The organism is Variovorax sp. LjRoot130, assembly GCF_964253755.1.
GTDB lineage: Bacteria > Pseudomonadota > Gammaproteobacteria > Burkholderiales > Burkholderiaceae_C > Variovorax.
In genome coordinates this window covers 5,800,417-5,818,744 of sequence record NZ_CAXURM020000001.1, presented here as the reverse complement: position 1 = coordinate 5,818,744, position 18,328 = coordinate 5,800,417, and the positions used below count along the sequence as shown (strand labels likewise).

The following is an 18,328-nucleotide window of genomic DNA, read 5'->3' as shown; positions in this document are numbered from 1 at the left end:
CCGATCGAGCGAGCCGGACGCGCTTTCGAGTGTCGGATATGAGAATAATTCTCATTCTGTCGCCTACAATCGACCGGTCTCAATCTCTCTTTCCTGATGTCGTCGCCGGGATCGTCGCCCGTCGGCTTGCGTTCCCATGCACAAGTTTTTCGTCTCGATGCCGCTCGCGCTGGCGGCGCAGCTGGCCTGCGCGCAGGCCGCCCCCTCTCCCTCGAATCCCGGCGACGAACTCCGCGCCGTGACCGTGCAGTCCGACCGCACCAACGGCTTCGTCGCCAACACCGTCGAAGCCGGCACCTTCCGCGGCGCCAGCATCATGGACGTGCCGGCCACGGTCAACACGGTGACGCGCGAAGTCATCGAGCTGCAGGGCGCGGCCAGCATCTACGACGTGCTGCGCAACACGGCCGGCGTCACGCGCCAGCAGAACGGCGGCGACACCTTCGACCAGCTCGTGATCCGCGGAATCGCGGTCGAGAACCGCACCAACTACCGGCTCAACGGCTCGCTCGCGATTCCCAACGTGTCCGAGATCCCGATGGAGAACAAGGAGCGTGTCGAGGTGCTGAAGGGCGCGTCGGCGCTCTACTACGGCTTCACCTCGCCGGCCGGCGTCGTCAACTTCGTGACCAAGCGCGCCGGCAGCACGCCGGTCGCGACGCTCGGCATGACTTTCGACAACCACGGCACGGCGCAGGGCTTCGCCGACGTGGGCCGCCAGTTCGGCGACCAGGACCAGTACGGCCTGCGCATCAACGCGGCCGGCGGACAGCTGGGCTCGCCGATCGAGGGCGTCGACGGCAACCGCAAGTTCCTGTCGGCGGCATTCGACTGGCGCGTCAACAACCGCCTGACGCTGAAGGCCGATCTCGAGCACTACCGCAAGAGCATCACCGAGCAGGCCGGCATCACGCGCCTGGCGGCCGTCAACGGCGTGATCGCGCTGCCGGCCCTGCCCGACCCGCGCAAGCTGATCGGTCCGCCCTGGGCCACCTTCGAAGCCGAAGTCACGAACACCCAGCTGCGCGCCGACTACTCGCTCAGCGACAACTGGGCCCTGATGGTGGAAGCCGGGCATTCCGAGGCCGAGCGCGACCGGCGGCTCGCGATGTTCGGCAACTACAACGTGCGCACCGGCGCCGGCCGCATCACCGGCAACGCGCAGCACCTGGAGCAAAGCTCCGACCTGCTGCGCAGCGAGCTGTTCGGCACCTTCGCGACCGGCGGCGTGCAGCACGAGCTCACGCTGGGCGTCGCGCGCAGCGACAAGACCCAGGACCCGATCTTCCAGCGCAACTACGGCGGCGCCACCACCGCGCAGAACCTGTACTTCCCGCGCGCCATCGGCTTCCTGCCGCTGACCGCGCTGCCGACACAGCCGACCACCGGCGCGCAGGACAGCACGGAGCTGGGCCTGTACGCGCTCGACCGCATCACTTTCTCGCCGGAATGGCAACTGGTGGCGGGCGTGCGGCACACGCGCTTCGAGAGCACGCAGTTCGCCAGTTCGACGCTGCCGCAGATCGACTACGACGTGAAGAAGACCACGCCGCTGGCCGCGCTGAGCTACAAGTTCACGCCCGATCTCGTGACCTACGTTTCGTATGCGGAAGGCGTCGAGGAAGGCGAGGTCGCGCCTGCCGGCACCGCCAACCAGAACAACCGCATGCCGCCGGGCGTGAGCAAGCAGAAGGAGCTCGGCCTGCGCTGGCTGACCGGCACGGGCACGCTGCTGTCGGCGGCGCTGTTCGACATCGAGCGGCCCGGCGCCTACACCAACAGCGCCAACACCTTCGTCGCCGACGGCCGCCAGAACTACCGCGGCCTCGAGCTCTCGGCGCAGGGACGCCTGACGCGCCAGCTGGCCTGGCAGCTGTCGGCGCAAGCCCTCGACGCCGAGTTCCGCGACATCAACGCCCAGTACAACGGCAAGATGCCCGAGAACACGGCCAAGCACACGGCCAGCGCCTTCCTCTCCTACGACATCGCGGCGGTGCCGGGGCTCTCGGTCAACGGCGGCGCCTACTACACGGGCCGGCGCCCGATCGACGACCTGAACCAGGGCTTCATCGGCGGCTACACGATCTTCGCCCTCGGCACGCGCTACGTCACGCAGCTCTTCGGCAAGCGAACGCTGTGGCAGCTCAACGTCGACAACGTCGGCGACAAGCGCTTCTGGGCGGCCGCCGGCACGCGGCTGGCGGTGGGCGCGCCGCGCAGCGTCAAGGCGACGCTCAAGATCGATCTCTGAAGAAGACGGTGGCTTCTGCGATGGCTCTTCTTCGGCGCATCTGGGTCCAGATCCACTGGTTCATCGGCATCACGGCCGGGACGGTGCTGGCCGTCATCGGCTTGAGCGGCGCCGTGCTTTCGTTCCGCGCCGAGATCGTCGACCTGCTCAATCCGGCGCTGCACCGCGTGCCGGCGCAAGCCGCAGCGATGCCGCTGGTCCCGGCGGCGCTGCTCGACCAACTCCAGGCCGCAGAGCCCGGCCGCCGCGTCCTGACGCTGACGCTTTACGCCGAGCCGGGCCGGCCGGCGCGCGTGAACTTCGCACCCCCGCCCGGCGAACGCCGCGGCGAAACGCGCCTGGTCGATCCTTTCAGCGCGGCCTTGCTGCCCGAGCCGCGCGGCGATGCCTTCTTCGAGTTCGTCGAAAGCCTGCATCGCTGGCTCTTGATGCCGCGCGACACCGGCAAGCCGGTCACCGGCACGCTGGCCGCGGCGCTGCTGGTGCTCGCGCTGTCGGGCCTGTACCTGCGCTGGCCGCGTCGGCCGCTCGCGTGGCGCAGCTGGCTGCGGATCGACTTCGCGCAAAGCGGCCGTGTTTTCCTGTGGAACCTGCATGCCGTGGCTGGGACGATCGCGCTCCTGGCCTATCTGGTGTCCGGCCTCACGGGCATCTACTGGGCCTTCGATGGGGTGCGCTCGCTGGTCGACGACGCGGCAGGCGTTGGGCGCGCCGCGCGGACGCAGCGGATGCAGGGCAGTTCCGCCAATGCCGCCGCCCCCGTCCGGCTTGACCTGCAGCGCGTGTGGCTGTCCTTCCAGCAGACGATCGGCGGCGACTGGAGCCAGGTCACGCTGCGCCTGCCGGCGCGCAATGCCTCGCAGGTCGAGGCGACCTACCTGCGCGCCGCGCCCGAGCACGAGCGCGCGCGCAACCGGCTCTACCTGCACGCCGCCACCGGCGAGGCGAGCCAGCACGAGCGCTATGCCGACAAGCCGCTGGCCGGACGTCTCGTGAACAGCATCTATCCGCTGCACATGGGCACCTACTGGGGCCTGCCGGGCCGCATCCTGATGATGCTCGCCAGCCTGGGCCTGGTGCTGTTCGCGATCACCGGCTGGATGCTGTACCTCGGCCGCCGTCGCACAAGCCAAGCGGTGCGCGCCGAGCGTGCGCGGCTCGGCCTCGGCCGAAGCGGCGCCGCGCAGGGCGCGGAGCAGGTGCTGATCGCCTTCGCCACGCAGACGGGCCATGCCGAGCGCGTCGCCCTGCAGACCGCGGCCGCGCTGCAGTCGGCGGGCGTCGGCACCGTGGTCAAGACCCTGGCCGAGCTGAGCGTCGATGCGCTGCTGCACTTCCGCAAGGTGCTGTGGGTAGTCAGCACCTTCGGCGACGGCGATCCGCCCGACAGCGCACGCGCCTTCGCGCGCAAGTTCGCGCAGCAGGCGGGCTCGCAGCTGCGGCACGTGCACTACGGCGTGCTGGCACTCGGCGACTGGCACTACGCCACCTTCTGCGGCTTCGGCCGGAAGCTCGATCACGACCTGCGCAGCCAGGGGGCGCAGGCGCTGTTTCCGATGGTCGAGGTCGACAACGGCAATCCCGAAGCCATCGGGCGCTGGCAGCGGTCGATCGCCGAGGCCTTCGAGGTGCGGGGTGCTGCGTGGCCCTCGCATCCGGCCTCTTCTGCCGAGCGTCCCTTCGAAGCCTGGCGGCTCGTGCGCCGCAGCCTGCAGAACGATGGCAGCCAGGGCGATCCGCTGTTCGAGATCGAGCTGCATCGTGCCGGCGCGCCAGCGTGGGCGCCGGGCGCGCTGGTCGAGGTGCTGCCGCCTCATCCGAACGGCACTGCCGATGCCCGTCCTCCTCTTGCGCCGCTGGCGCCGCGCAGCTATTCGGTGGCCTCGATCGCTGCCGACGGCTGCGTGCAACTGCTGGTGCGGCAGGCGCGCCACGACAACGGCCTGGGCGTCGCATCCGGCTGGCTGACCGCCGGCGCGCCGCTCGATGCCGGCATCGAGATGCGGTTGGTCGCCAACCCCGGCTTCGCGCTCGCAGACGAGAACCTGCCCTGCATCTTCATCGGCAACGGCTCCGGCTTCGCGGGCCTGCGTTCGCACCTGCGCGAGCGGGTGCGGCGCGGCCACGGGCGCAACTGGCTGGTGTACGGCGAACGCCAGTCCGCGCACGACGCCTTCTGCGCCGCGGAGGTCGCGCAGTGGCAGGCGCTCGGCATGCTGGCGCGCGCCGACCTCGTCTACTCGCGCGACCAGCCCGAGCGCAGGTACGTGCAGGACCGCCTGCGCGAAGCGGCGGACGAACTGCGGCGCTGGATCGCCGATGGCGCGCTCGTCTACGTGTGCGGCAGCCTCGAAGGCATGGCGCCCGGCGTGGACGCGGCTCTCGGGGAAGTGCTGGGAACGGCCGGGTTCGACGAGCTGATCGCGCAAGGCCGCTATCGGCGCGACGTGTATTGAGCCCCTTCAGGCCGGATCCATGCCATGGCGGCGCTTTGATTCGGCGCTGTCCGCCGAGATCATGAAATCGAGCAGCGCGCGCACGGCGGCGGGCTGCGCGGAGCCGATGCCCGGAGCGGCCGAAAAGATCGTGATGATCTGAATCTCCGGTGGCAAGGGGCCGATCAATCGGATCCTTTCGATGCCGATCAGCTCGCTCATTTGCTGGAATCCCAGGGCGGCCTCGCCGCGCGCGATCAGCGAACCGACCGGCACGCCAGGCGGCGCCTGCACCAGTCGGCTGCGGATCTCGCCGGCAATGCCCCAGCGCTCGAACAATGCCATCAATGCGACGCCGCTCGGGCCGGTGGAATAAGCGATGCTCGCGGCGCCCTGCACAGCGCTGCGCAGCGCATCTTCCGTGGAGATGTCGGGTCGCTCGGCGCTCGCGTGCACCGCCACGCCGACGCCCGAGCGGGCCAAGTCGACCTTGCCGGCCGCGTCGACCTTGCCTGCGGCGACCAGCTTGTCGATGGCGTCGGAGGCAAGCGCCACCACGTCGAAGGGCTCGCCGGCGGACACGCGCCGTACGGCTTCGACACCGCCGAGCGGCAGGAAGGAGACCGGCACCCCGGTGAGCCGTGAATACATCGCCGCCAGCTCGTCCAGCAGAGCTCGCGTTGCCATCGAGCAGATGCCTCGGATCGAAGTCGTCATGGTGATGGGTGCCAACGAGCCGGCAGGCGAGAGAGCATGTCAATCCGGCTTGATGCCGGCCTCGCGAATGAGCTTCCCGTAGCGAACGGCGTCGCTCTTGAGCAGCTTGTCGAAACGCTCGGTCGCACCGGGCAAGGGGACACCGCCGGCCGCGGCGAGCTGGTCGCGTACTTCCGGCGACTCGAGCGCCTTCTGCACGGCTTCATGCAATTTCGTCAGCACCGGCTTGGGAAGGCCTGCCGGTGCCACGAAGCCGTACCAGACGCTGGCTTCGAAGCCTGGATAGCCCGACTCGGCGACCGTCGGCACGCCGGGCAGCACCGCTGCGCGCTCGGGACTCATCAGTGCCAGCACGCGCAGCTTGCCGGCCTTCGCCAGCGGCGAGGCTTCGAGCGCATTGACCGCGACCACGTCCACATGCCCGCCGATCACATCGGTGATAGCCGGTGCGCCGCCCTTGTAAGGCACGTGGCGCAGCGATACGCCGGCGGTGTGCTGGAACAGCTCCATGGCCAGGTGCGGCGTGGAACCGTTGCCCGGCGTGGCGACGCTGAGGGTACCGGGCTTGGCCTTGGCAGCGGTCACCAGCTGCTGCAGGGTCCTCCACTCCGAGTCCTCGCGCACCGCAGCCACCACCGGCACCCGCGCGACCAAGGACACCGGCGTCACGTCGCGCTCCAGGTCGTAGGGCGCCGGCTGGAACAGCGTGGGGTTCACGGCCAGTGCGTTGGCTGCCAGCATCAGGGTGTAGCCATCGGGCGGGCTGGCGATGAGCGCCTTGACCGCGATGTTGGTGCCGGCGCCTGGCTTGTTCTCGACGATGACAGGCTGGCCGAGGATGGTGGCCATGCGCTGGCCGACCGAGCGCGCGATCAGGTCGACCGCGCCGCCGGCGCTGTAACCGACGATGATCTTGATGGGCTTGGTCGGGTAGGCATCGGCGGCGCCGGCACTGAATGGCGCGCCGATCGCCAGCAGGCCGGCCAGGGCGAGCAGGTGGCGGCGAGAAAGCATCTTCATGACTTGTTCCAGGTTTGGGGCGCCGCGTCCTTGCCGGCCACCGAATACAGTGCGCCAGGCGCGTTGCGGGTTCGCTGGAACGCTTCCAGCGATTGGCCGCGCATGGCGGCGTAGATGTGAAGGTTGGAAACGCCGAGCACGGCGCCGAGCTTCTCGAGCATGAAGAAGATGACGCCGTAGTGGATCAATCCGCGCCAGTCGCGCTGGCGTACGAGTTCGCGCTCTTGCAGGGTCAGCTCGGCCGCTTCGAACGCGCCCTCTTCGTCAGCCAGGAAGCGGGCGCGATGCTCGGGGCGCGTCATGCCGTGCAGGAACTTGTTGAGACGCAAGGCGCGCACGCTGGTCTCCAGCGTGAACGGATAGGTGCCCTCCAGCGCTTCCACGCCGGCCAATTGCTCATCGATGCGGCGACGATGCCGCTTCGCCTCGCCAGCGACCGGCGGGCTCGCCAGGTTCTCGTAGATCGCGGTGGCGATGCCGGTCATCGAAGGCAGGTAGTAGCTCTGGTGCGTCTTGCGGACGTTGGACGAAAGGGCGCCCCGCATGACCAGCCACATGATGACTTCCGCACCTTCAAGGCCGCCCAGGGTCGCCAGCTCGGCCTGGGTCATCTCGGTGAGCCGGACCGGGTCGTTCTCGATCAGGTCGAGGAACTGCGCATCCCAGGCTATGTTGTTGAAGCCGGCGCGCTCACCGTGCACCTGATGCGAAAGGCCGCCCGTTGCAACGATGGCCACCTTCAGGTCTTCCGGATAGCTTTCGATCGCGCGCCGCAATGCCTGCCCCAGGCGCCAGCAGCGCCGCGCCGATGGCACGGGCGACTGCAGCACGCCGACCTGCAGCGGCACGACCGGTGTCGGCCATGCCGGCTCGTGGGGGCACAGCAGCGACAGCGGCGAGAACACGCCATGGTCCAGCGGCCGGTCCTGGAAGAAGGACATGTCGAACTCGTCGGCCACCAGCGAGCGGCCGATATGCCGCGCCAGCGCCGGGTGGCCGGCCAGAGCAGGCAGATCGCGCGCGCCGCCACCCTCGTCCGCCACCTCGTGCCGCTCGCCGACGCCGAGTGCGAAGGCCGAATAGTGGTCGAAGAAGAAGGAGCTGACGTGGTCGTTGTAGATGACGAACAGCACGTCGGGTTGGCGCTCTTCCAGCCAGCGTTGCACGGGCTCGAAGGCCTCGAAGATGGGTGCCCAGGCCGGGTCCTGCTGCTTGCTCTTGTCGAGAGCGAAGCCGATGGTGGGCGTATGCGAGCAGGCGACGGCGCCGATGATGCGAGCCATGTGTCTGCGCTCAGTCGATGTAGCGCAGGCCGGCCTTGGCCAGCGGCTCGCGCATGGCGTACATGTCCAGGCCGAGCTCGCCGGCGGCGAAACGCGCGCGCTTCGCACCCTCGTTGGACTCGCGGGCTTCGGCCGCGTCGGCCACCTGCTGCGCGCGCGAAGCCGGCACCACCACCACGCCGTCGATGTCGGCCACCACCACGTCGCCCGGATGCACCAGGGCGCCGGCACACACCACCGGCACGTTGACCGAGCCCAGCGTCGCCTTGATCGTGCCCTTCGCATGGATGGCGCGGCTGAACACGGGGAAGTTCATCCCTGTGAGATCGCGCACGTCGCGCACGCCGCCGTCGATCACCAGGCCCTTGCAGCCACGCGCCTTGAAGGAGGTGGCCAGCAGATCGCCGAAGAAGCCGTCGGTGCTGTCGCTGGTGCAGGCCGCGACCACCACGTCGCCGGGCTGGATCTGCTCTGCCGCGACATGCAGCATCCAGTTGTCGCCGGGCTGCAGCAGTACGGTGACGGCCGGACCGCAGAAGCGCGCCTCGGGATAGATGGGGCGGATGCGCGGTTGCATCAGGCCGAGGCGGCCGAGCGCCTCGTGCACGGTCGAGACGCCGAAGCGTGAGAGCTTTTCGACAGCGGCCGGGTCGGCGCGCGTGACGCTGCGGTGGACGACGCCGAGTTGATGGAGTGTGGTCATGGTCAAAGGCTCTTGGCTTTGAGGGCGCGGTCGAGGCGCGGATACACCCGGCGCGCGTTGGCTTCGTAGATCTGGTGGCGCGCCGCGTCGTCGAGCATGGGCGTGGCGTCGATGTAGCGCCGCGTGTCGTCGTAGGGAAAACCGGTTTCCGGATCGATGCCGCGCACCGCGCCGATCATTTCGCTGGCGAACAGGATGTTGTCGACCGGGATCACGCGCGTCAGCAGATCGATGCCCGGCTGGTGGTAGACGCAGGTGTCGAAGAAGATGTTGTTCAGCAGGTGGTCCTTCAGCAGCGGCTTCTTCATTTCCTGCGCCAGGCCGCGGAACCGGCCCCAGTGGTAGGGCACCGCGCCGCCGCCGTGCGGGATCACGAAGCGCAGCGTCGGGAAGTCCTTGAAGAGGTCCGACGTCAGGCATTGCATGAAGGCCGTGGTATCGGCATTCAGGTAGTGCGCACCGGTGGTATGGAAGCAGGCATTGCAGCTCGTGCTCACGTGCACCATCGCCGGGATGTCGTGCTCCACCATCTTTTCGTAGAGCGGGTACCAGTGGCGCTCGGACAGTGGGGGGCTGGTCCAGTGGCCACCCGAAGGGTCGGGGTTGAGGTTGAGGCCGACGAAGCCGTACTCCTTCGCGCAGCGCTCCAGCTCCGGGATGCAGGTGCGCGGATCGACCCCCGGCGACTGCGGCAGCATGGCCGCGCCGATGAAGTGATCAGGGAACAACTGGCTGACGCGAAAGCACAGCTCGTTGCATAGGGCCGCCCAAGCCGAAGAAATCTCGAAGTCGCCGATGTGGTGCGCCATGAAGCTCGCGCGCGGGCTGAAGATCGTCAGATCGCTGCCGCGCTCCTTCATGAGGCGCAACTGATTGCCCTCGATCGACTCGCGCAACTCGTCGTCGCTGATCTTCAAATCCGAGGCGCGGGGCTTCAGCGCGGAATCCCTGATGCCCGCGATCTGCTGATTGCGCCAGTTCTCCAGCGCCTTGGGAGCAGTGGTGTAGTGGCCATGGCAGTCGATGATCATTTGCAATCCAGTCGGTTGATTACGTCATTGCGCCAAGTGTGGTTGCCGGCGCCGCTGCGTGGCGTGAATTCGGCTTGCCTTGCCATCAAACTTCTTTATCTGCTAGGGTTTACACCGAGATTCATCAACTCCTTTGGAGAGAGAAGATTTGCCGGTGAAGCCCGACCATCAGAGACACAAAGTTATCGACAGGGCACACAGCGGCGCGCTCGGCATCAACCTGCGGCACCTGCGCGCGTTCTCGGCCGTGGCCGCGGCCGGCAGCATCGCCGGGGCCGCGGATGAGCTGTACCGCGTGGCCTCGGGCGTCACGCGCTCCATCTCTGAACTCGAAAGCGGGCTGGGCAGGCCGCTGTTCGATCGACGCCCGCGCGGAATGGCGCTGAATTCGTACGGCGAGCTGGTGCTGGCGCGTGCGCACCGCATCGAGCGCGAGTTCGAAGACGCACGAGCCCGGCTCGTCGCACGCGGCGGCATCGGCGCGTCCGCCGACCTCCACCCGCTGTTCACGTCGATACTGAACGGCCGACGTCTCGCGGTGGTCGCGAGTCTCGTCGAGAAGCGCAACATGCCTGCGGTCGCGCGCGAGTTCGGGATCACGCAGCCGGCCATCAGCAGCGCGCTGAAGGACCTCGAAGGCGGGCTCGGTGTCGCGCTCTTCGATCGCAAGGCGCGCGGGCTGTCGCCGACGCCGGCGGGCGAGATCGTCGCGTTCCACTTCAAGCGGGTGCTTGCGGAACTGCGCCACATCGGCCCGGACATCGCCGCCAGCGAAGGAACGCTGCAGGGGAGCGTGAACGTCGGCGCGCTTCCGCTCGGCCGTACACAGATCCTGCCGCTCGCGATCGCTTCGCTGGTCGTGCGTCACGCGGGACTGCACGTCGCGACGGTCGAGAGCCCATACGACGCGTTGGCAGCATCGCTGCGCAGCGGCGACATCGACTTCATCCTCGGCGCACTGCGCAGCGCCGACGAGGCGAAGGACCTGCAGCAGGAAGCGCTGTTCGAGGATCGCATTTCGGTGATCGCACGCGCCGGCCATCCGCTCGCACGCGCCGCGCGCATCGACTTCGATGCGTTGCGCCAGGCGAGATGGGCGCTCTCGCGGCACGGCTCGCCGTCGCGCGAGTTGCTCGAGCGCTTCTTCTCGGAGGCGCGGCAGGCGCCGCCGATGCCTGCCGTCGAGACCGGCGATCTCGCGGTGCTGCGCGGCTTGCTGCTGGAAAGCGACATGCTGACCGCGATCTCGGCGCACCAGCTGCGCTACGAGATTCGCGACCGCAGCCTGGTCGTACTGAACTTCCCCCTTGACCGGACGCGCCGCGAGATCGGTCTCACGCAGCGTCTGGGCGCATTCCCCTCACCGGGCGCGCGAGCGTTGATGCAAGAGATCAGAGCGGTGGTGGCTCGATCCCCCGATTTCCGCGCTCGGCGTTGATGTCAGCGCGTTATCGTTGCATGCGGCGAGAGGCGCCGCTCGGTTTGGTGAAGGTTCTGGGCCAAGCGACGACCGCCGCCCGCACAATCCGTATCGAGTCAAAGAGTACGAAATGTCCATTCGAGCCGCTGTAGCATTCTTGCTGTTCTCCGCCATCGCCGCCCCGTGCGCTCTCGCCGATGACGACGACTCAAAGAAGCGCTGGCGGCGCAACGACTGGCGCAGCGACTGGCGCGAGGACCGCTGGCCTAGGCCTTGCGAAGTCAAGCAGGAGTCAAAGCGAGGGGAGTTCAAGCGGGAGGTCAAGTGCAAGGATGGCATCGGAGCCACGTGGCGCGGGGACTGGAAGGAGGAGTTCCGGGATGGCCCGTGCAAGGTCAAGCTCGAGGCCAGCCGCGAGGTGTTCAAGGAAGAGGTCAAGTGCGAGAGCCGCTAACGGCGTGCGGCCTGCTGAGCACAAGGATGTTGGCCGCCTGCATCAGTGCGGTCTCATACCGCTGGCGCTCTTCGGCGATGGCTTCGTCCGTCCAATCCCTGAAGCCTTTCTTCGCCTTGACGCCGAAGCGCCCGCGCGTCACCAGATCCGTCAGTGTTTTTCCGGGGGCGCTGTCATTGCAGAGCGACGGATAGATGACGGTCGCCGCCGCGTGCTGGGTATCGAAGCCCGCGAACTCCTTGAGCAACATCGGGCCGGCAGCTGCATAGGGGAATCCGAATCCAAACCGAACAGCGACATCGACGTCCTCGGCCGTCGCAAGCCCCTCGTCGATGACGGCAAAAGCCTCCCGCATCAGCGCGTGCTGGATGCGGTTGGCGAGGAAGCCTGGAACGTCGCGATTCACGCGCACCGGCGCTCTTCCCAGCGAGCGGAACACCTGGTGGAGCGCATCCAATGTCGATGCTTCGGTGCGTTCGCCTTTGGCGATTTCCACCAAGGGGACCAGATGCGCGGGCTGAAAGAAATGGGTGTTCGCCATGCGCTCTGCGGTTTTCAGGCCCGCACAGATGTCGGTGATGCGCATGCTGGAGCTGTTCGACCCCATTGGAACGCCCGCAGGAGCCAGCCTGTCCAAGGTCGAAAAAATCGACTTCTTGATCTCCATATTCTCCGTGACCGACTCCAGCACGATATGGACGTTGGCCCATGAGATGTCTTCGATCCGGGAGTGAAATACCAGTGATCCGGACTCTTGCTGCGAGCCCAGCTGCTGGACAGACTTCGCGATGCGCTCCTGCGCACCCACCCACTTCGAGGGACTGTGCCCCACGAGCTGCACCGACCATCCGCCGGCCAGGAAGATGGCCGCAATATCGCAGCCCATGATTCCGTACCCGATCACCACCGCGCTTCGATCATTCATGCACACACCTTGATTCTTCGTTGGCCGGATCACGTTCTAGAGTGCATCGCGCGCGGCGACGATCATGTCCAGTTCCACGGCCGCATTCTTCGGCAGGGCGTAGACGCCGACGGAGGTGCGGGTGTGCACGCCGGCCTCGCCGAAGACACGGTGCATCAGATCCGAGGCTGCATCGGCCACCTCGCTTTGCTGCGTGAAGTCGGCGGTGCATTGCACAAACACGCCGATGCGCAGGATCTTCTCGATCGCATCGAGCGAGCCGAGGGTCTGGCGCAGGATGGCGAGGGCGCGCAGCGCGCAGATCTGCGCAGCCTTCCGCGCCTCATCGAGCGAGACCTGTTCTCCGACGCGGCCGGTCACCATCACCGTGCTGCCGACCCGCGGCACCTGGCCGCTGATGTAGACCGTGCGGCCATCACGCGCGGCGGACACGTAGTGGCCGCCGATGCGGATCTCACCGTCGAGGCCATGCCCCAGTTCGGCCGCGATCTGATCGGCAATCTGGCTGCGGGTCAGTGTTGTCATGGAGCCTCTCGTTTGAACGGGGTTCCATCTTCGTCGCGCAGTGCGGGGAAGAACAGATACAGAACGTGCGAAGTCGATGCGCAACAGGTGGATGTTCGCTCGTGCGACCGACTTGATCAGTGCGCGCAGGCGGTGGCCGCGACCGAACCCCGTCGCTCACCGCTGCGCAGCCCCGGTAACGGCGCCCGGCTCCCTCCTCCCATCGTCCGCAAGCCGCAGCCCGCGGCGCTCCACACTCGAAGCGATCTGCGCCACCGACCGGCGTCCCAGTCGCGTCATGACAAACAGCTTCCGGGGCGATACGCGCGTCACGTCGCGGACTGTGTTCAGGTCGTGGCGCCGCAGCACGTTGGAGGCTCGCAAGGAAAGGCCGAGGATCGCGATGTCGGCGTCGAGAAGGGTTTCGCTGGACGGTTCTGCTTGTGGCATGGGCGGACGGGTGGCAACGGATGCCGCTTGACTGTGCACATGCCGTGCCTGCGCTCGTGCACCCTCCTTTCCCGGAGGCTCGCGAAGGCATGGCCGCACCGTGTTGGAAATGCGGACAAATCAACTGCCTGAAACATCGACAACTGTCTGCTGAATGAGCAGGGTTGTCCCTGAGGCATGCGCGTGCAACCTCACCCCATGTGAACCGCGTCACATGCCACGCGTGCGCTGCTTACTCGTGCCGAAGGAGGCGAATCCCCAAAATTAGCGGCCATGGCGAACCCGATTGCGACACGGGTTCCGATCGACGAAAGGCCGACATCATGCGCAGTTCCTCCTTCATCCGGTTCGCCTTCGTCGCACTCGCGACATTCGCCATCCTGCTGCCGGGCGCGGCCTTCGCCGAAGAGCGCACCTACCTGAGCAAGACCGAGATCGAGGCCAGCCTGCTCGGCAAGACGGTGGTGTCGAAGAACATCGCGAGCGGAAAGCTTTCCCGGTGGGAATTCCGCGCAGACGGAACGGTGGAAGCCGTGGGCGGGCTCGGCCGGGCCGCGGGCACCTGGAGCATCCGTGACGACGGGCAGACTTGCGTGAAGGTGCTGGGCCGCACCGGATGCCGCTACTGGTTCCGCCAGGGCGGCGCCTACGCCAACGCGGACACCAACCAGGCCGATGCGCCGGTCGTGGCCGAGGTGCGCTATCTTTGATGCGCTTCGCCTGCGCCGGGTTGAGGCCAGCTTCAAGAAGGACCTTGCGTATGTCGCGAGCATCCATGCAGAAAGTACTGATCGCTGTTCTTGCGCTTGGCTTTTCAGTTCTCGTTGGATGCACCCGACATGCTCGCGAGCAAGCTTCAAAAGCAGAAATCGGATTCATAGAGGCGACTTCCGACATCAAGCTCAGGCGGATGGTCGTTCACACTGCAAGGCCGAAAGGCGTCGTGCTTTTTCTGCATGGCTTTCCGGAGACTCTCCATGCCTGGAAGGATATTTCCCTGGTGCTCGGCAAGGACTACGAAGTCCATGCTTTCGACTGGCCGGGCTACGGTCTTTCATCAAGACTGCCGGCGGACAAGTTCTCTTACGCGCCGCAAGACTATGCGCGTGTGCTGAAGGCATACATCGACAAGGCAGGCATCGATAGATCCAGGCTGGTCATCTACGCCACGGACATCGGTGCCCTGCCGGCGCTTCTTCTCGCCTTGGAAGAGCCGGATATCGCGAGGACGATCATCGTGGGCGACTTTGCGCCATTCGACAGGCCTCAGTACATGCACGAGAACCTGCAGGGCCTCAAGTCGAAGCCATCGTCCGATTTGATTCATGCCTCGATGAACAGGAATCGCGACGAGATTCTGGAGAACGCTTTCAGAAGAGGCTTGCCAAAGAATGAGCAGTTCGACCTGTCCCCGGAACTCAAGGACGACATGCTGCGCGGATGGAGTCAAGACGGCCTCACCTCGGCGGATGCCTTCTATCACTACTACTCACACTTCACCAGGGATCAGGAGTATTTCGAGTCCCATCTGCCGAGGCTCAGGACGCCCGTCAAGGTCATCTGGGGCGAGAAGGATTTCTATATCAACAAGGAGATGGGCGTCGAGTTCGCCAAGAAGGCCAATACAGGGCTTACTCTTCTTCCTGGTCTTGGGCACTATCCGCACCTCCAAGATCCAAAACAAACAATCGCAGAAATTCAAGCCTCCTTCAGCAGCAGGTGAGAAAAGCTCTGAATGACGCTTCGACCCGGCTCACGCGAGGCCGCGCTCAGCGCGACGAGCAGACGCTGACGACCACCTTGCAAGGCTCGGTCGGCAGATGGCTGTCGCACTGCCCGGCGGCCGCCTTGCCCGCGGCGGCCGCCGTGGAAGCGATGGCCGTGCCCCATTCGCCAAAGTTGCCCGTCGCGAGAGCGCCGCAGGAGCGATCGAAGTACGCGCGCACGACACAGGGGCCCGAGCGGCCCGCCGCGCGATCGCACTGGGCGCGTGCCGCAAGCTCCGCAGCGCCGCGGGATGGGTGGTTGATCGAGTAGCCGTACCACCCGTGCACGGACGCGATCGCGCCCCAGCTCGGGCCTTGGCCGGGGTTGGCATGGGCCGGAGCGACGGCGATGTCTGTCATGCCGCAGCACAACAGCAGCGCAAGCGCGCCGAACATGCGGGCTGCGCGTGATGGAAGGCTCATGGAGCAGCGGACCGCTAGCTCCCCGCGGGTTCGTGGCATGCGACGCAGAGCTTGTTTCCATCCGGGTCGCGGAAGTAGGCGCCGTAGTAGTTCGGGTGGTACTGCGCTCTGAGCCCGGGCGGTCCTTCGCAGCTTCCGCCATGTTCCAGCGCTGCCTGATGTGCAGCGTGGACTTTGGCCCGGTCGGCGGCAGCGAAGGCAATCATTTGACCGTTCCCGGCCTCATGCGGCTGGCCGTCGTAGGGTTTGCAGATCACGAAGAAGGGCCGCGCGCGCCCGGCGCTGTGCCAGCCCGCCCATGGCTTCTCGCGCTCGCAGAACCGAAGCTCGATGCCGAGACTGTCCATGACGGCGCTGTAAAAGGTCAACGCGCGCTCGAAATCGGTCACGCTCACAAAGACATGTGAAAACAACAGAGGCTCCTGCGGCACGGGTGAGGAGAAATGGGAGCTGCATTCTGACGTAGCGGCGATGCTCTCCGCACACGCATGCGCACCTGCCTTTGCTATCGTGCGCCGATGCAGCCGTCTTACCCCGACCCGGCCGTCTTCATCCACCTGAGAGTGGCGATCGGCATGGTCGTCAGCCTGGCAATCGCGAGCGTGCTGAGCGGCATGGCCCGTTTCGTCCAGCATCCTGGGCGCCACAAGCGGCGAATCTGGTCTACCAGCTGTCGTGGATCCTGCACAGCTTCGACGTGCTCAGCTAGGGACTCCCGGACGATCAGGCTTTACGGCAGCTTCGCCTTCAACTGCCGGTAGGCGTTCGGGTCTTCACGCCTGAGCGCGTCGAGTTCTTTCTGCAGCCGCTCGACGCGCGGCTGCCGCGCGCTCTGCTTGATGCGCTCGACCTCGCGCGCCAGCGTCTGGAAGTCGGCGATGCGCTTGTCGGATTTCTCCTTGGGCGGCAGCTTTTCGGCCAGCGCCGAGACCGCGTCCATCAGCCGGCCGATCTGGCGGCCATAACTGTGCTGCTGGAGCACGTCGCGCTCGATGTCGGGTGCTGACGAGTTGTTGTGGGTCACGCTGACCAGTGACCAGCCCGAGTTGATCGGCTGGCTCAGCTGCTGCGGCGCGACAGCCGGCCATGGCCACTGCTGCAGGGGCCAGTTCCACCACGAGGAACGCCCCGCGCCGAAGTCCGCGGTGCCGCTGCCATCCGACCTTGCTGCCGTTGCCATACCACCTCCTGCCGAACGCGTGTCGCGCGATGTGGATCGTAGCGCGCCGCCGGCGAGTTGCGCGATGACGACCTTCGGGTGCTCAATGGCTAGCTCGCACGATGACGACTTTCAAAAGAACAAGGAGACCGCCATGGATTGCGATGTCCTGATCGTCGGCGCCGGCCCCACCGGCCTGATGCTCGCCAACCAGCTCGGCCGGCGCGGCGTTCGCACCGTGATCATCGACCGGCACGCCGGGCCCTCGCTGCAGACCCGGGCGCTCGGCGTGCAGGCGCGCACGCTGGAGATCTACGCCCAGCTCGGGATCGCCGAGCGCGCGCTCGAACTCGGCAAGCGTGGCACCGGCGCCAACATGTGGGCCGAAGGGCGGAAGATGGCGCGCGTGCCCCTGGGCGAAGCCGGCGCACGCGTGACCCCGTACCCGTACATCCTGATCCTCGGCCAGGACGACAACGAACGGATCATGGGCGACCGGTTGAGCGACTGGGGCCTGGCGGTGCACTGGAACACCGAGATGATCGAGCTCGCTCAGGAGTCCGGCCATGTGACGGCGACGCTCCGAGTTGCCGGCGGCACGATCCGCCGCATCGACGCCACCTGGATGGCCGGCTGCGACGGGGCGCGCAGCGCGGTGCGCGAGATGAACCGCATCGGCTTTCCCGGCGCCCCCTACGAACACGTGTTCTTCGTCGCCGACGTGGAGATGACGGGCGGCATGGTCCCCGACGAGGTCAACGTGTATTTGTGGAGGAAAGGCTTCCACCTGCTCTTCCCGATGCGCGGCAAGGACCACTGGCGCATCGTCGGCATCCTGCCGCCCGAGCTGCGCGGCAAGGACGACGCGCGCTTCGAGGACGTGATTCCTTTCTTGCACGCCGAGGCCGGCACCGGGCTGTCCTTCAAGGCGTGCACCTGGTTCTCCACCTACCGCATCCACCACCGCAGCGCGTCGCGCTTCCGGGATCGCCGCTGCTTCCTGCTCGGCGATGCGGCCCATATCCACAGCCCGGTGGGCGCCCAGGGCATGAACACCGGCCTGCAGGATGCCTACAACCTGGCATGGAAGATCGCGCTGGTGGTCGAGGGCAAAGCCGGCGAGACGCTGCTCGACTCCTACGAGGCCGAGCGCCTCCCCGTCGCGCGGCGCCTGCTCGAGACGACCGACCGGGGCTTCAGGGTGGTGGTCTCCGACGCGCCGTTCGCCGGCCTGCTGCGCACGCGGGTGCTGGCCCGGCTCGCCGCCTTCGCGATGGGCCGCGAACGCGTGCAGAAGCTCGCGTTCCGCACCGTCTCGCAGACCGGCATCCACTACCGCGCGGGCCCGCTGTCGGCAGCGCTGGACGCGCTGCCGTCCGATGCGCCGAGCGCCGGCGATCGCTTCCCCTGGCTGTATCTGCGCTTTGCCGCGGACGGGCCGGTCGAGGATTCGTTCGACAAGCTCGCGGACACGCACTTCCATCTGCTCGTGTTCGGGCAGGACCTGCCTGCGGGCAGCGCGACGGGCCTCGGCGAGTTGCTGCGGGTGCACGTGATCCCGGCCGATCCGGTCAACGATGCAGAACTGGAGCGCCAGAAGATTGCGCGGCCTTCCTTCTATCTCGTGCGTCCCGACGGCCATGTCGCGCTCTGCGGGCGGCGGCTTGCGCCTGCGGCCGTCGCGCGCTACGCCAAGGAGCGTCTGAAGTTCATGACACCTGCGATGGCGGCGAACTGAACTTCGATCGGCCCTGGCGTGGTGCGGGATTTCACCAAGGATTTGCGCC

18 protein-coding genes are annotated in these 18,328 nt (G+C 66.9%); 7 read left to right on the top strand and 11 right to left on the bottom strand.

Annotated elements, in window-relative coordinates; translation table 11 throughout:
* The first annotated feature begins 136 nt into the window (after window positions 1-136).
* Both ACSQ86_RS28800 and ACSQ86_RS28795 read left to right on the top strand, forming a co-directional pair.
* Window positions 137-2,251: a TonB-dependent siderophore receptor gene (locus ACSQ86_RS28800; protein WP_436310152.1), complete on the top strand. Its 2,115-nt coding sequence runs from the start codon at window positions 137-139 to the stop codon at window positions 2,249-2,251.
* A 20-nt stretch (window positions 2,252-2,271) separates the two neighbouring features.
* A complete protein-coding gene (locus tag ACSQ86_RS28795) occupies window positions 2,272-4,707 on the top strand; it encodes a PepSY domain-containing protein (RefSeq protein WP_436310151.1) in 2,436 nt (811 codons plus the stop codon).
* 6 nt (window positions 4,708-4,713) lie between these two features.
* Here the strand turns inward: ACSQ86_RS28795 and ACSQ86_RS28790 are convergent, their stop codons facing one another.
* The 5 genes from ACSQ86_RS28790 to ACSQ86_RS28770 all read right to left on the bottom strand — a co-directional run bounded on the left by ACSQ86_RS28790 (window position 4,714) and on the right by ACSQ86_RS28770 (window position 9,440).
* Window positions 4,714-5,373, bottom strand: a complete 660-nt coding sequence (locus ACSQ86_RS28790; protein WP_436310150.1) for a substrate-binding domain-containing protein — start codon at window positions 5,371-5,373, stop codon at window positions 4,714-4,716.
* A gap of 69 nt (window positions 5,374-5,442) precedes the next feature.
* The gene (locus ACSQ86_RS28785; protein WP_436310149.1) at window positions 5,443-6,423 is read right to left on the bottom strand and encodes a Bug family tripartite tricarboxylate transporter substrate binding protein; all 981 of its coding nucleotides are present in this window, start codon (window positions 6,421-6,423) and stop codon (window positions 5,443-5,445) included.
* Window positions 6,420-7,706, bottom strand: a complete 1,287-nt coding sequence (locus ACSQ86_RS28780; RefSeq protein ID WP_436310148.1) for a gallate dioxygenase — start codon at window positions 7,704-7,706, stop codon at window positions 6,420-6,422. The genes ACSQ86_RS28785 and ACSQ86_RS28780 overlap by 4 nt, the downstream gene beginning before the upstream one ends.
* Window positions 7,707-7,716: 10 nt before the next feature.
* The gene (gene ligK, locus ACSQ86_RS28775) at window positions 7,717-8,409 is read right to left on the bottom strand and encodes a 4-carboxy-4-hydroxy-2-oxoadipate aldolase/oxaloacetate decarboxylase (protein WP_436310147.1); all 693 of its coding nucleotides are present in this window, start codon (window positions 8,407-8,409) and stop codon (window positions 7,717-7,719) included.
* Window positions 8,410-8,411: 2 nt separating this feature from the next.
* Window positions 8,412-9,440: an amidohydrolase family protein gene (locus ACSQ86_RS28770; RefSeq protein ID WP_436310146.1), complete on the bottom strand. Its 1,029-nt coding sequence runs from the start codon at window positions 9,438-9,440 to the stop codon at window positions 8,412-8,414.
* Between the two features lie 154 nt (window positions 9,441-9,594).
* Between ACSQ86_RS28770 and ACSQ86_RS28765 the strand changes: the two genes are divergently transcribed.
* On the top strand, window positions 9,595-10,878 hold the full coding sequence (locus ACSQ86_RS28765) for a LysR family transcriptional regulator (protein WP_436310145.1): 1,284 nt from the start codon (window positions 9,595-9,597) through the stop codon (window positions 10,876-10,878).
* Between the two features lie 112 nt (window positions 10,879-10,990).
* Entirely contained in the window at window positions 10,991-11,314 is a 324-nt protein-coding gene (locus ACSQ86_RS28760) for a hypothetical protein (protein WP_436310144.1), read from the top strand.
* On the opposite strand, the gene ACSQ86_RS28755 is transcribed toward ACSQ86_RS28760, so the two are convergent.
* The 3 genes from ACSQ86_RS28755 to ACSQ86_RS28745 all read right to left on the bottom strand — a co-directional run bounded on the left by ACSQ86_RS28755 (window position 11,295) and on the right by ACSQ86_RS28745 (window position 13,193).
* Entirely contained in the window at window positions 11,295-12,239 is a 945-nt protein-coding gene (locus tag ACSQ86_RS28755) for a 3-hydroxyacyl-CoA dehydrogenase family protein (protein ID WP_436310143.1), read from the bottom strand. The genes ACSQ86_RS28760 and ACSQ86_RS28755 overlap by 20 nt on opposite strands.
* Before the next feature lie 36 nt (window positions 12,240-12,275).
* Window positions 12,276-12,764 carry a RidA family protein gene (locus ACSQ86_RS28750; RefSeq protein ID WP_436310142.1) on the bottom strand — a complete coding sequence of 163 codons (489 nt, stop codon included), beginning with the start codon at window positions 12,762-12,764 and terminating at the stop codon, window positions 12,276-12,278.
* Between the two features lie 156 nt (window positions 12,765-12,920).
* Window positions 12,921-13,193 carry a DNA-directed RNA polymerase subunit alpha C-terminal domain-containing protein gene (locus tag ACSQ86_RS28745; protein ID WP_139191690.1) on the bottom strand — a complete coding sequence of 91 codons (273 nt, stop codon included), beginning with the start codon at window positions 13,191-13,193 and terminating at the stop codon, window positions 12,921-12,923.
* A 323-nt stretch (window positions 13,194-13,516) separates the two neighbouring features.
* Between ACSQ86_RS28745 and ACSQ86_RS28740 the strand changes: the two genes are divergently transcribed.
* Window positions 13,517-13,903 carry a hypothetical protein gene (locus ACSQ86_RS28740; protein WP_436310141.1) on the top strand — a complete coding sequence of 129 codons (387 nt, stop codon included), beginning with the start codon at window positions 13,517-13,519 and terminating at the stop codon, window positions 13,901-13,903.
* A 65-nt stretch (window positions 13,904-13,968) separates the two neighbouring features.
* A complete protein-coding gene (locus ACSQ86_RS28735; RefSeq protein WP_436310140.1) occupies window positions 13,969-14,916 on the top strand; it encodes an alpha/beta fold hydrolase in 948 nt (315 codons plus the stop codon).
* Between the two features lie 46 nt (window positions 14,917-14,962).
* Here ACSQ86_RS28735 and ACSQ86_RS28730 read toward each other — a convergent pair whose 3' ends face one another.
* The 3 genes from ACSQ86_RS28730 to ACSQ86_RS28720 form a co-directional block, all read right to left on the bottom strand.
* Window positions 14,963-15,382: a DUF4189 domain-containing protein gene (locus ACSQ86_RS28730; RefSeq protein ID WP_436310139.1), complete on the bottom strand. Its 420-nt coding sequence runs from the start codon at window positions 15,380-15,382 to the stop codon at window positions 14,963-14,965.
* A 14-nt stretch (window positions 15,383-15,396) separates the two neighbouring features.
* Window positions 15,397-15,795, bottom strand: a complete 399-nt coding sequence (locus tag ACSQ86_RS28725) for a VOC family protein (RefSeq protein WP_436310318.1) — start codon at window positions 15,793-15,795, stop codon at window positions 15,397-15,399.
* 317 nt (window positions 15,796-16,112) lie between these two features.
* Entirely contained in the window at window positions 16,113-16,562 is a 450-nt protein-coding gene (locus tag ACSQ86_RS28720) for a hypothetical protein (protein ID WP_436310138.1), read from the bottom strand.
* Window positions 16,563-16,695: 133 nt separating this feature from the next.
* On the opposite strand from ACSQ86_RS28720, the gene ACSQ86_RS28715 reads away from it, so the two are divergent.
* A complete protein-coding gene (locus ACSQ86_RS28715) occupies window positions 16,696-18,279 on the top strand; it encodes an FAD-dependent monooxygenase (protein ID WP_436310137.1) in 1,584 nt (527 codons plus the stop codon).
* Window positions 18,280-18,328 lie beyond the last annotated feature (49 nt).